10 protein-coding genes are annotated in these 12,947 nt (G+C 69.4%); 2 read left to right on the top strand and 8 right to left on the bottom strand.

Annotated features, from left to right (window positions below):
- Window positions 1-11: 11 nt before the first annotated feature.
- The 7 genes from ACYVKI_RS03615 to dinB all read right to left on the bottom strand — a co-directional run bounded on the left by ACYVKI_RS03615 (window position 12) and on the right by dinB (window position 8,435).
- Window positions 12-1,715: a Mur ligase family protein gene (locus ACYVKI_RS03615; protein WP_460688966.1), complete on the bottom strand. Its 1,704-nt coding sequence runs from the start codon at window positions 1,713-1,715 to the stop codon at window positions 12-14.
- Between the two features lie 164 nt (window positions 1,716-1,879).
- The gene (locus ACYVKI_RS03610; RefSeq protein ID WP_460688965.1) at window positions 1,880-3,688 is read right to left on the bottom strand and encodes a peptidoglycan D,D-transpeptidase FtsI family protein; all 1,809 of its coding nucleotides are present in this window, start codon (window positions 3,686-3,688) and stop codon (window positions 1,880-1,882) included.
- 85 nt (window positions 3,689-3,773) lie between these two features.
- Window positions 3,774-4,439: a hypothetical protein gene (locus ACYVKI_RS03605; protein ID WP_460688964.1), complete on the bottom strand. Its 666-nt coding sequence runs from the start codon at window positions 4,437-4,439 to the stop codon at window positions 3,774-3,776.
- Entirely contained in the window at window positions 4,436-5,440 is a 1,005-nt protein-coding gene (gene rsmH, locus ACYVKI_RS03600) for a 16S rRNA (cytosine(1402)-N(4))-methyltransferase RsmH (RefSeq protein ID WP_460688963.1), read from the bottom strand. The genes ACYVKI_RS03605 and rsmH overlap by 4 nt, the downstream gene beginning before the upstream one ends.
- Before the next feature lie 185 nt (window positions 5,441-5,625).
- Entirely contained in the window at window positions 5,626-6,057 is a 432-nt protein-coding gene (gene mraZ, locus ACYVKI_RS03595) for a division/cell wall cluster transcriptional repressor MraZ (protein ID WP_460689395.1), read from the bottom strand.
- Between the two features lie 463 nt (window positions 6,058-6,520).
- Complete coding sequence (locus ACYVKI_RS03590; protein WP_460688962.1) at window positions 6,521-6,925, bottom strand: DUF3040 domain-containing protein; 405 nt, start codon at window positions 6,923-6,925, stop codon at window positions 6,521-6,523.
- A gap of 241 nt (window positions 6,926-7,166) precedes the next feature.
- Window positions 7,167-8,435, bottom strand: a complete 1,269-nt coding sequence (gene dinB, locus ACYVKI_RS03585; RefSeq protein WP_460688961.1) for a DNA polymerase IV — start codon at window positions 8,433-8,435, stop codon at window positions 7,167-7,169.
- 138 nt (window positions 8,436-8,573) lie between these two features.
- Between dinB and ACYVKI_RS03580 the strand changes: the two genes are divergently transcribed.
- Both ACYVKI_RS03580 and ACYVKI_RS03575 read left to right on the top strand, forming a co-directional pair.
- Window positions 8,574-9,677 (top strand): polyprenyl synthetase family protein, encoded by a 1,104-nt coding sequence (locus ACYVKI_RS03580; RefSeq protein ID WP_460688960.1) that lies wholly within the window; start codon window positions 8,574-8,576, stop codon window positions 9,675-9,677.
- Window positions 9,678-9,708: 31 nt separating this feature from the next.
- Window positions 9,709-11,460: a protein kinase domain-containing protein gene (locus tag ACYVKI_RS03575; RefSeq protein WP_460688959.1), complete on the top strand. Its 1,752-nt coding sequence runs from the start codon at window positions 9,709-9,711 to the stop codon at window positions 11,458-11,460.
- 6 nt (window positions 11,461-11,466) lie between these two features.
- Here the strand turns inward: ACYVKI_RS03575 and ACYVKI_RS03570 are convergent, their stop codons facing one another.
- Window positions 11,467-12,843, bottom strand: a complete 1,377-nt coding sequence (locus ACYVKI_RS03570) for a class II 3-deoxy-7-phosphoheptulonate synthase (protein WP_460689394.1) — start codon at window positions 12,841-12,843, stop codon at window positions 11,467-11,469.
- Window positions 12,844-12,947: the final 104 nt, after the last annotated feature.

Below are 12,947 nucleotides of genomic sequence, written 5' to 3'. Positions count from 1 at the left end.
GGTGCAGGTCCTCACCGGTGGTCTCCGGACTGCTCGGGCGCGTCCTCCAGGACCGTGGTGTCCTCGATCTCCAGCGGAACATGCCCGTGGCGCAGCAGGGCCTGACGCAGCTCGACCCGATCATCGATGGGACGGTGCTCCCCAGCGAAGTCCTGATGGACCTCGTGGCCCCGCCCGGCCAGGATGATGGTGTCCTGCGCCGAGGCGGCGGCGACGGCACGCTCGATCGCCTCAGCACGGGGAGTCACCTCCTGAAGCACGGTGGACAGCCCGCCGGACTCCACAGCCTCACGGGCGCCGGCCATGACCTCCGCGCGGATCTGCACCGGGTCTTCGGCATGGGGATCATCATCGCTGATGATGACATGGTCAGCCATGCGGACCGCGATCGCCCCCATGGTCGGGCGCTTGCTCCGGTCGCGCTCCCCGGCGGCACCGATGACCAGGATGATCCGCCCTTGGCCCTTCGACGCGGCGGCGGCGTCGAGGGTGCGGATCATCGCATCCGGATTGTGGGCGAAGTCGACGATGGCCGCGGGCCTCTCACAGATGACCTGCATGCGGCCCGGCACGCTGATGGTGAAGGGGTCGCGGTCCTCCAGGGCTGCGATGACCTCCTGGCGACCATAGGGCGCCTCCGGCGCCTCGAGGACCATGACGGCGGCCAGGGCGGCGTTCGACACGTTGAAGAGCCCCGGCAGACCGGTCCGAGTGCGGATTCGCTCTCCGCTGCGCGCGTGGTGGAGGGTGAACCGGTGTCCCAGACCGTGGGGCTCGACGTCGACCACCTGCCAGTCGACCTCCGCGGCCTGCCCCGCGGTGGCCAGTGTGACCACACGTCCGGTCGCCACCGAGGCCATCTGGTGACCCCAGGGGTCGTCCACGGTGATCACGGAGGTGCGGGTGCGGCGCCGGGTGAACAGCTCCGCCTTCGCGGTGAAGTACTCCTCCATCGAGCCGTGCAGGTCCAGGTGGTCCTGGGTGAGGTTCGTGAAGCCCGCGACGTCGTAGAAGAGCCCTGCCGTGCGCCGATAGCTGATCGCATGGGAGGAGACCTCCATCGCGGCCGCGGCGACGTCACGCTCCCGGAACAGCGCCATCAGGCTGTGCAGCTGGACCGCCTCGGGCGTGGTCAGCTGCGAGGGGATGGTGTCCCCACCCGCACTGATCTCGATGGTGCCGATCAGTCCGGTGCGCCGGCCGTGCGGAGCATGCAGCGCCTCGAGCAGGGAACGCAGGAAATAGGTGGTGGTGGTCTTCCCGTTGGTGCCGGTCACCCCGAACAGCGCAGGGGCAGAGGCTTGGGTGTTGCCATAGATGACCGCCGCGGCCGGCCCGGCGGCCTCCCGGACCCGGTGGACCTGCAGCACGGGGACCCGGTAGCCCGCCTGTGCCCGGACTCGGTCCACTCCGGCGGCGTCGGTCAGCACCGCGGCGGCGCCGGAGTCGATCGCCTGCCGGGCGAAGTCCGCACCATGGGCCCTGGCACCGCTGACCGCCACGAACAGGTCCCCCGGGCCCACGGCCTGAGGGTTCATGGCGGCTCCGGTCAGCCGCGTCTCATGTTCGCGCTGTCCCACCGGCGTCAGCAGCGGTTCGTGGCCGGCGGCCTGGAGCTCCTCGGCGAGGGCTCCCACCGTGGTGCCGTGCACCTGCCGGGGCCTGAACACGCTGTCCTGCTCCGCGACGGAGAGCGTGGCGTCTGATGGGGGCATCGGATCTCTCGTTCCGGTGGATGGGTCGGGTGGGCTGAACCGTTGAAAGTTCTATCACGGCGGGAGCGCCCCGAGAGTCCCGACGGGATGCGATCTGCATGACACCGACCAGATTCTTCCCGCCGGCGGCGGTGCCGACCGCCGCGGCACGGCGCGCTGCGGGGTCACCACGGCCGATCCTGATCGTCTCCGACGAAGGCGTCATAGGACTCGGACTCCTCCCCGGACGGCGGCACGTTCCGCGTGCTCAGCACATAGGACATCACATCGGAGAAGGTGTCGGTGACCGTCCAGTCGCGCCATTCGCCCTGCGGACGGTGGACTGTGACGGCCACCAGGTACTGGGGATCGTCCAGTGGCGCGACCCCGATGAAGGAGGTGGTGTGTCCGTCGAACCCGCCGCTCTCGCCCGCGGCCTGACCGGTGCCGGTCTTTCCACCGACGCGGTAGCCGGGGATCTGCGCGCCAGTGGCCGTGCCATGGTCCACCACGCCTTCCAGCAGCTTGAGCATCTCCTCAGAGGTCTCTGAGGAGAACACCCGGTCAGAGTCTCCTTCGACGGGGTGCTCGACCCCGTCGGGGTCGATGTAGGCGTCGATGAGCGTCGGGGCGACGCGCACCCCGTCGTTGGCGAAGATCTGGAACTGACTGATGTTGTGCAGCACCGTGGTGGTGTAGCCCTGGCCGAACTGGGTGGTGAAGGGCTGGCGGGCGTCCCATTCCTCCGGGGAACGCAGCACCGAGGTGGCCGAGGAGGTCAGGCCGACGTCGATCTCCTCACCGAGGCCGACCTGCCGCATCCAGTCATAGCGCTCCTGCTCTGAGAGCTCATTGCCGATCATCACCGTGCCGGTGTTGTAGGACCGGGCGAAGATCCCGGCCGCGGTCATCTCGAACGTCTCGTGGCGCATCGAGTCGTTGATGACCTGGCCGTCGAACTCCTGGCGGTTCGGCACGGTGAACGCATCCGTCGGCAGGACCGCCCCCTCCTCGAGCGCCATGGCGAAGGTCACACCCTTGCCCGTGGAGCCCGGCTCGAAATCCTGCGTCAGGGCGATGGGTCGGCGGAACAGCTCGTCGGTGGCCCCCGGGTCGGCGGGATCCACCGTCTCGGAGTCCGCCATCGCCATGATCTGACCGGTGGTGACGTCCATGACGGTGACGTTGCCCCACGCTGCGCTGTACTCGTTGGCCTTCTGCGCGATGGCCTCCTGCGCGAACCACTGCAGATCCTGGTCCACGGTGAGCCGCACGTCCTGTCCGTCCTCGGCGGGGATCTCCTCGAAGGGTGCGGTGGGGATGCGGACGCCGTCGGCGGCGATCTCGAACGTCCGCTCGCCGTCGACCCCGGACAGGGCGCCGTCCTGGGCCAGTTCGATGCCGTCCAGCGGGGTGCCGTCTGAGCCGACGAAGCCCAGGATGGAGCCGGCGACCTCACCGGAGGGGTAGGTGCGCTGGGAGACCGGCTCCGCGTAGACCCCGGGAATGTCGAGATCCAGCACGCTCTGGCGCTCATCCGGGGTGATCGACCGTGCGATCACCGCATAGGGACGGTCCCCGATCATCCGCTCCTGAAGGTCCATCGGCTCCGCGTCGAGGATCTCCGCCAGGTCGGCGATGGCCGTCTCCACCGGCATGGTCGTCCACAGGCCGGTGACCTCGTCCCGCACCCGGAAGTCGTCCACGAGGCGCTGGTCGACCACCAGGTCGTAGCGCTGCACGCTGGTCGCCAGAGTGCGCCCCTCGACGTCGAGGATGTCCCCTCGCTCGGCAGGCAGCGGCACACTGCGCAGACGCTCTGAGACGGCCGCCTGAGCGTGGCCGGAGGGGTCGAGGCCTTGGACGTGGAAGAGCCGGAGCCCCAGCACGAGCAGCAGGGCGATCAGGACGGCGAGGCCGATCCGCATGCGCTGGGAGACGATCTTCCCCTCGCGCGACCGGAAGTCGTCCGTGCTCTGGTTCGGCGTCACCATCGATGCTGAGGTCCTCCGAGGTCTGTGGGGCGGTCGACGGTCCGATCCGGACGCCGACGCGACAGGGCCGGACGACAGACCGCCGTCAGTCGAGGCCGGGGGCGGGGATCGTCCCGCCGTTGAGCTGCTGAGGGCCGAACCCCTGGCCGCTTTCGGCAGCAGAGTCTTCCGGCGTCTGCTGTCCATTGTGCCCCGGGTCCGGCAGGGTGAGGGTGTTCAACGCGCCGGAGCCGAGCATCCCGGAGGGCGCGCTGCCGGCCTGCTCGGAGACCTCCAACGACGGCGCCATCTCGTCTCCGGGCTGCACCGGTGTCGTGACGAAGCTCGAGGGCCGGTCTCCCGACTCCGCGGCCTCCGCGGTGCCGCTGACCTCACCGGTGGCAAGGGCGAAGGCTCCAGCCTCGGAGGGCATGACCATGCCCAGGGAGACCGCCGAGTCAGAGAGCACCTGAGGCGACTGCAGATGGAGGACCTGCTGTTCGAGCGCCTGGTTCTGCTGGACGAGCTGCTGGTGCTGAGCGCTGAGTTCGACCACGCGGTACTGGGTGTTGGAGACGTGGATGTTGACGGCGAGGACCACGGCCAGGGCGGCCACCATGAGCGCGATCACTCCGGCGGTGAGGCCCCGATGACGACGCCGCACCTTGGGCAGCGCACGCAGGGCCGGTGCCGCGAGGCCGAGCGGCTCCTGCACCTGCTCGGTCGAGCGAGCCGGAGACAGCTCCACGTCAGGAACAGCCTGTGTGCTCATCCTGTGATCCTCCTCGCACCGATCTTCTCAGCTGATCGCAGTTTCGCGGAGGCGGCTCGCGGGTTGATCGCCATCTCCTGCTGGTCCGGGATCTCCGCACCGCGGGTCACGGCGCGGAAGGTCGGCCGGTGCTCCTCCAGCTCCACGGGGAGCCCAGGGGGCGCGGAGGACTTCGTCCGCGCAGTGATGGCCCGTTTCACCAGCCGGTCCTCCAACGAGTGATAGCTCAGCACGACGATCCGTCCACCGGGGGCCAGCGCGTCCATGGCTCGGGGCACGGCGTCGGCCAGGACATCGAGCTCACGATTCACCGCGATGCGCAGCGCCTGGAAAGTCCGCTTGGCGGGATGACCGCCGGTGCGTTTGGCAGCTCCTGGAACCGCCTGGTCCACGACGGCGGCCAGGTCCGCGGTGGAGGTGAACGGCGCACTCTCTCGACGGGCGACGAGACGCGCCGCGATGCGCCCGGCGAAGCGCTCCTCCCCGTACTCCTTGAGCAGGTGGCGCAGCTCAGACTCGGAGACTCGGGCCAGCAGCTCCGCGGCCGTCTCATCGTCGGAGTCGGCGGCCGCGTCCATGCGCATGTCGAGCGGGGCGTCGTAGGAATAGGCGAAACCCCGCTCGGCCTCGTCGAGCTGCAGGGAGGAGACGCCGAGGTCGAAGAGGATCCCTGCCAGCACCTCGTCTGCGGCCAGCTGCTCCTGGGCGACCGCGTCCGCTCGGTCATAGACCGTGCGGACCCCGCGGAACCGGTCGCCGAAGGGAGCGAGTCGTCGGCCGGCCAGGTCGAGCGCCTGAGTGTCTCGGTCGAGCCCGATGACGCGGAGGTCCTCGGAGCCGGAGAGCATCGCCTCAGCGTGGCCCCCCATCCCCACGGTGGCATCGATCACCACCGGAGCTCGTCCTGCCTGGCGGACGGCGTCGGCACCTCCGAGCACCAGCTCGACGCAGCGATCACGCATCACCGGCACATGTCGGTCGGCGGGGGCCCGCTCAGTCATGTTCGCCTCCAGATGCCGGAGAGGATCCTTGACCCAGCTCCCCCTCCGCGCCGGTGCCGCCTGACACCGGGGAAGGGATGTCAGGATGCACTCGGAGCGGCTGGAGAACTCGCCCAAGGACCCTCTCGCCTGTTCGTGGTTCCGTACGGCATGCCGCACGCTGTGACCCCCTGAGGATGCCGCGTCTAGAAGAGCCCGGGAATGGCTTCCTCGTCCGTCGACGAGAACTCCGACTCCTTCTCCTCCAGGTAGGCGTTCCATGCCGCGCTGTCCCAGATCTCAGCCCGGTCTCCCGCGCCGATCACCGTGACCTCACGGTCGAGCCCCGCGTAGTCCCGCAGCGCCGCCGGGATCGTGATGCGGCCCTGCTTGTCCGGCGTCTCGTCGGAGGCGCCGGAGAGGAACACGCGGATGTAGTCACGTGCCTGTCGCGAGGTCAGCGGCGCCTGGCGCATCTGCCGATGCACGTTCTGGAACTCCTCCGTGCTGAACACGTAGATGCACCGCTCCTGCCCGCGGGTGAGAACCAGGCCGTCGGCCAGTTCGTCTCGATACTTCGCGGGAAGGATCAGGCGACCCTTGTCGTCCATGCGCGGGGTGTAGGTGCCGAGGAACACAGCGCCCACCGCCTCACATGTTCGTGCTGAATCGCCCTCCAGGAACCCTCTTCCCTCTGACGCACTCCACTTTACCCCACTTTCCCCCACTTTCAACCCATATACCTCCCGGCGTCGCACCCATCACCCGGAGGGAAGCCCAAAGAGCGGCTCTGACCTGGGGATTCATGCGGTGGAGCACAGTGGAGGGCGCGAGGCGCACTGGTGGTGGGACTCCCCCGCACGGAGTGCCTCCGGGGCATGGGAGCCCCTCCCCTGACGCCGCAGGATCGGCCGGAGGAGCCCCGGTGGTCAGAGGTGGAGGACCCCGGTGGTGGAAAGTGGAGGACCCCGGTGGTAGGCAGTGGAGGGCCGCGAGGTGATCCTCCCCCGGGCACGAAGAAGCCCTCCTGGGAGATCTCCCAGGAGGGCTTCAGCAGGCCTCGGATCGGTCAGGGCGGGTCACCCGCTGGCCGTCGGCCGCTCAATCCTGACGGCGCCGCTCTTCCCAACGCTGCTCCAGTCCGCTCATGAATGAGCCGGAGGGGCTCGGTGACGTCCCGTGGGGACCGCCGCCACCTCCACCACCGCCGCCGTGTCCGCCGGATCCGGGATTCGCCCCGGAACCGGTGCCGCCGGTCGTGGCGAAATAGACTCCGGCACCCATGATGAGGAAGCCGGCGACCCCTACCGGGATCCATTGGCTGTAGATGCTGAAAAGCAGGACGACGAGCCCCAGCACGGCGACCAGGAGCCCGAGCACGAGGTTCCGGACATTGACTTTTCCGGTCGGCGCTTCCTGCATCGACGTCGCGAAACTCGGGTCCTCGGACTGGAGCTGCTCCTCCAGTTCCTTCAGCATGCGCTGTTCTCGCTCCGAGAGTGGCATCGTGAGGCTCCTTGCAGTTCGCCGGCGGTCGCTCTCCCTGGACGTCCTTCTTCGCACAGGGTCCAAGCTGGTACGCCTGGAATCTCATTCTACCGTCTCCACGCGCCCGAGACCTAGCTGTGACCCCTGCCGTAACTGTGCTGTGACCCGACGTTCAGCTCTCGTCAAGGGTTGCTTCACCCCAGGTCGGACGAGGCCGCGGCCGCGATGGAGGCACTGGGCCGCGCAGCAGGGTGCCGTGTCAGTGTCCCGCACCGGCGTCGGGGTCGGCATCGCCCCCCGAGGCTCCCCCGGCGCCGGGCGCCTCTGGGGCATTCGCCTCCGGACGCAGCAGGGAAGCTGGCCCCACTGACGCTCCGGGAAAGCGGCGAGCCACGGCGTCGAGTGCGTGCTCCGCCTCGATCCAGTTCGTCTCCGCCCGGTCGAAGCTGAGCTGGAGCGCCCCGCCGTCATGGTGCAGGCGCTCAGCCCGGACACCGATCAGCCGGACCGGCTGGGGTCGCGGGCCGAGCCGATCCAGCAGCGTGGCCGCACGCGATCGGAGGGTCAGGGCAGACTGCGTGGGATGCGTCAGCGTGGCACTGCGAGTCAGCGTCTCGAAGTCCCGGTAGCGCAGCTTGAGACTGACTCCCTGGGCGGACGCCCCGGCGGCCCGAAGCCGCGCCGCGATCCGATGACTGAGACGCAGGATCTCCTCGTGGAGCACCTCGGTCGACGAGACGTCCTGGGCGAAGGTCTCCTCGGCCCCGATGCTCTTCTCCTCGCGTCGAGACTCCACCTCGCGCTCGTCCTCGCCCCAGGCCAGCCGGCGCAGATGCGGTCCGTTGACACCGAAGCGCCGACGCAGCAGATCCTCGGAGGTCTCCGCCAGCTGCCGCACGGTGGTGATGCCCAGCTGCTCCAATGCGGCGGCGGTGCTCCCGCCGACGCCCCAGAGCGCCCGGACCGGGAGGCCATGCAGGAACTCGAGCCTCGCCGTCGGCGACACGACCAGCAGCCCGTCGGGCTTGGCCCGAGTGGAGGCGATCTTGGCGATGAACTTGCGATCGGCGATGCCCACAGTGCAGGGCAGCCCGAAGCGTTCGCGCACCTGGCGGCGGATGGTCCGCCCGATCTCCTCCGAGGTGCCGAGACGCCGTCGGGCCCCGGTGAGGTCCAGGAAGGCCTCGTCCACACTGACCTGCTCCACAGCGTCGGTCACCGTGCGGAAGTACTCCATGATCCGGTGCGACCACTCCTGGTATCGGGCAGGGTGCGGCGGCAGGATGAGCGCGCGGGGACTCAGCTGCCGCGCCCGGGCGAGCGGCATGGCCGAGCGCACCCCGTCGGCCCGCGCCTCATAGGACGCGGAGAGCACGACGGAGCGGCCCGAGTCCTGCGCCACGATCAGCTTCCTCCCACGCAGCTCCGGGCGCTCCAGAAGCTCGACCTCGACGAAGTAGGCGTCCATGTCGACGTGCGCCAGGACCCGCTGTCGTCGAGTCCCCCGTGGGGACGTGCCTGCCTGCATGCTCCCAGCCTACTCAGCGCCGCTGACGCGACGTCCCGCTGACGGGATAGGCTGGCGTCGGCCGCCCGCGAGGCCAGCCACGATCGAGGCCGGCGACGTCGCGCGGCCAGCAGCCCGACACCCGGAGGACACCCTCAGATGCGGACCCCTGACTTCATCTCCCACGTCTCCTCCTGCTGCGCCCACCATCTGGCGGCACGTCGGCAGGAGGTCGCGGAGGTCTCCGGTGACGCTGCCCCGGTGGCCGATTTCCTGACCGAGCTCACCGATGGCGGCAAGCGGCTGAGACCGGTGCTCGCCTGGATCGGGTGGCGCGCTGCCGGAGGCACCGCCGCACCGCACACAGCGCTGGACCGTCTCGCCGTCTCCCTGGAGCTTTTCCAGGCGGCGGCCCTGATCCACGACGACGTCATCGACCGATCGGCCACTCGCCGCGGCCGACCGAGCACTCACCGCCGATTCGAGGCCCTGCACCGGGACCAGGGATTCGCCGCAGATCCGGCACACTTCGGCACCTCCGGAGCGATCCTGGCCGGTGACCTGGCCCTGTCCTGGGCCGGTGAGGCGTTCGCTGAGGCTCAGGACGCCGCACGGACGCTCCACCCCTCCGTTGCTGCGCTCACCGCGGCCCGCCACAGCTTCCAGCAGATGCACACCCACGTCATCGCGGGTCAGTACCTCGACATCCACGCCGAGGTCGCACCCCCCGCCGCCGACGAGCACCAGGCGGTGACCCGTGCGCGGAAGGTGCTGCGCTACAAAGCGGCCCGCTATTCCACCGAGCACCCCGTGGTGCTGGGTGCGGCTCTGGCCGGCGCTGAGGAGCCACTGCGACGACGGCTCGCCGCCGCCGCACTGCCCGTGGGTGAGGCCTTCCAACTGAGAGACGATCTCCTCGGCGTGTTCGGGGACCCCGAGACCACCGGCAAACCGGTAGGCGACGATCTGCGTGAGGGCAAGCGGACCGAGCTGATCGCCTACGGCCTCTTCCGCTCCCCCGAGGCCGCGGCACGTGAGCTGGAGTCGATGCTCGGCGATCCCGACCTCTCCACGGACGCAGTGGACCGCGCCCGAGAGATCCTCACCGCCTGCGGAGCCGTCGCAGAGGTCGAAAGCAGCATCGAGTCCCTGATGCTGCGCAGCCGGGAGGAAACCCAGCGGCTGCAGGACATGGGTGTGGCGGAGGACGTCCTGGTCGACCTGCGCGACGTCAGCCACCGTCTGGTGCGGCGCAGTCGATGAGGACCGGCCCGTCTTCGCTAGGCTGGACCAGGTGAGCACCGAACTGCCTGATCCGTGGATGGGCACCACTGTCGACGGACGCTATGAGATCGAGGACCGGGTGGCCCGAGGCGGCATGTCCACGGTCTATCTGGCGCGCGATGGACGCCTGGGCCGCCACGTGGCCCTCAAAGTGCTCTTCCCGCATCTGGCCGAGGACCGCAAGGTTGTGGAGAGATTCGAGCAGGAGGCTCGCAACGCGGCCCTGATCTCTCACCCCAACGTGGTCCAGGTCCTGGACCAGGGACAGACTCGAGAGACCGCCTATCTGGTGATGGAGCACGTCCCCGGTGCGACTCTGCGCACCCTGCTCAAGCGGGGACCGATGACGCCGCGACTGGCGCTGACCTACACGGAGTCGATCCTGCAGGGGCTCGGCGCCGCCCATCGGGCCGGCCTCGTGCACCGCGACATCAAACCCGAGAACGTGCTGGTCTCCCGCGACGGCCGGATCAAGCTCGCCGATTTCGGCCTCGCTCGGGCCGCCACCCATCACTCCGGCACGAGCACCCTGATGGGCACTGTCGCCTACATCTCCCCCGAGCTGCTCTCCGGTGAAGGGGCCGACGAACGGGCCGACATCTACGCGGTCGGGATCCTGCTCTACGAGATGCTCACCGGAGTGCAGCCCTATACCGGGGACTCTCCGGTGCGGGTCGCGTTCCAGCATGTGAACTCCACGGTTCCGGCGCCCTCGGCCGCAGTGCCGGGGCTCTCCCCCGCGCTGGACGAGATCGTCAGAGCCGCCACGCGTCCGACAGTCGACGAGCGGCCCAAGCATGCCGACGAGCTCCTCTCCCTGGTCACCCGGTGCCGAGAGGGGCTCCGGGAGGAGGAGCTCGACCACCTCCCGGCCCCCGCTGCTCCACCCACCGACGCCCAGCCCGGCCCGACGCCGTCCGCCGCGCCCGCCGGCACCTCGGTGTTGCCCGTCGGGGGAAGCATCGCCGACGAAGCATGGGGCGGCGCGGTGAGCCCGGACGCCGAGGAACGGGACGCGCACGCCGTGCAGCAGGACGAGCCGGAGGACCCGGCACCGCTCCGCGACGATCAGGAGGGTGAGGACCACACCCTCGCGCTGAATACCAGGGAGGAGTTCCCTACGCGTGTGGAGGCCGACGCGTGGGACGACGATGTCGCGGCCGCCCTGCTCCATGCCCGGGCCGGCGCCACGCTCGACGTCGCGGAACGGCAGACGGTCGCCGAGGTGCCCACCGAGGCGTTCCGCTCCGTGGAGACCCCAGAGGTGCCGGAGACCGCCGCCCCGGACGAGGCCACGACGGAGATGTCGCAGGCGACCGGTGCTGAGGCGCACAGTCCCGAAGACCACCGGGCGTCCGAAGCGACCGAGGTCTTCACCTGGGCCGCCGATGCTCCACCACACCCCGCCGCGGAGGAGACCACCGAGTTCTCGGCCGTGGGGCCTGCCCTCCCGAGGAGCCGCCCCGAGGCGGAGCACGACGACGTGTCGGCCGATCACGGCCCACTCGCCTGGGTGCGGCGTCGTCGCCACCACCCCCATGATGATCGCCGTCGTCGGCAGCGGCCGACGGTGGAGCTGGCACGTCCGACGCCCACCCGCACCTGGCTGACCATCGCCGTCATCATGATCTGCGGCGCTCTGCTGGTGCTCTTCGCCTGGTACCTCGGGCTGAGCCCAGAGATCATCCCCAGCCTGGGAGACGGAGACGCCCCGGAGCCCACGGCGCTGTCGGCCATGGACCTCCGGGGCGTCGGCGTCTGATCCGGGTCAGGACCTCCGCGACTGGGTCAGGGCCTCCGCAACCAGGAAGGCCAGCTCCAGGGACTGTTTGTGGTTCAGTCGGGGGTCGCACAAGGACTCGTAGCGGGCGTCGAAGGCCGACTCGTCGATGATGTCCGATCCGCCCAGGCACTCTGCGACGTCGTCACCGGTCATCTCCACATGCAGCCCTCCGGGGTACGTCCCGAGCGAACGGTGCACCTCGAAGAACCCGCGGACCTCGTCCATGACATCGTCGAACTGCCGCGTCTTGTAGCCGTTCTTGGCCGTGATGGTGTTGCCGTGCATGGGGTCCGTGACCCAGACGACCTGTGCGCCGGAGTCCCGGACCGCCTCGACCAGCGGCGGCAGCTTCTCCCGGATGTTCTTCGCTCCCATCCGGGTGATGAAGGTCAGGCGACCTGGCTCGCGCTGGGGGTCGAGCTTCTCGATGAGCGCCAGCAGGTCCTCCACCGTGGTGCTCGGGCCGAGCTTGACGCCCAACGGGTTGTGCACGCGCGAGAGGTAGTCCACGTGCGCCCCGTCGAGCTCCCGCGTGCGCTCCCCGATCCAGACGAAGTGTCCGGAGGTTACGTAGGGTTCTCCGGTGCGCGAATCGATCCGCGTCAGAGCCCGCTCATAGTCCAGCAGCAGAGCCTCGTGGGCGGCGTAGAACTCCGTGCGCTTCAGAGCGTCGAAGTCGGCGCCGCAGGCCTCCATGAACCGTACGGCACGGTCGATCTCACCAGCGATGGACTCGTAGCGGGCGTGGGCCGGGTTCTCCATGAAACCCTTGTTCCACTGCTGGACGGCCCGCAGGTCCGCGAAACCTCCCTCCGTGAACGCCCGCACCAGATTCAGCGTGGCGGCGGAGGTGTGGTAAGCCCGGACCATGCGCTTCGGGTCCGGAACCCGCGAGGCCTCGGTGAAGTCGAAGCCGTTGATGATCTCGCCCCGGAAGCTGGGCAGCGTCACATCACCGCGGGTCTCCATGTCGGAGGAGCGCGGCTTCGCGAACTGGCCCGCCATGCGGCCCATCTTCACGACCGGCAGAGAGGCGCCGTACGTGAGCACCACCGCCATCTGCAGCAGAGTCTTCACCCGGGCGCTGATCTTGTCCGCCGTCGCACCGGAGAAGGTCTCCGCACAGTCGCCGCCCTGCAGCAGGAAGGCCTCCCCGGAGGCGACCTTGGCCAGGCGTCGCTTGAGCTTGTCCACCTCTCCGGCGAAGACCAGCGGAGGGTTGGAGGACAGCTCGGAGATGGCCGCGTCGAAGTCAGGGTGGTCCCGCCAGTCGGGCTGCTGCTTGATGGGCAGCCGACGCCACTCGTCGAGACCCGGATAGTCGGCGGCACCGGTGTGCAGAATCTCACCGGGCGCGGTCAACGGGGTCTGGGCTGGCGTCTTCTCTGGCGTAGTAGTCACGTCTCCAGCCTAAGACTCATACGGGCGGTCGACCCAATGCCCCGGGCGCGCAGTCCAGATGCTGG

This window comes from Nesterenkonia suensis, assembly GCF_054782935.1.
The sequence above is the reverse complement of the archived record's forward strand: the minus strand, read 5'-3'. Positions and strand labels throughout refer to the sequence as shown.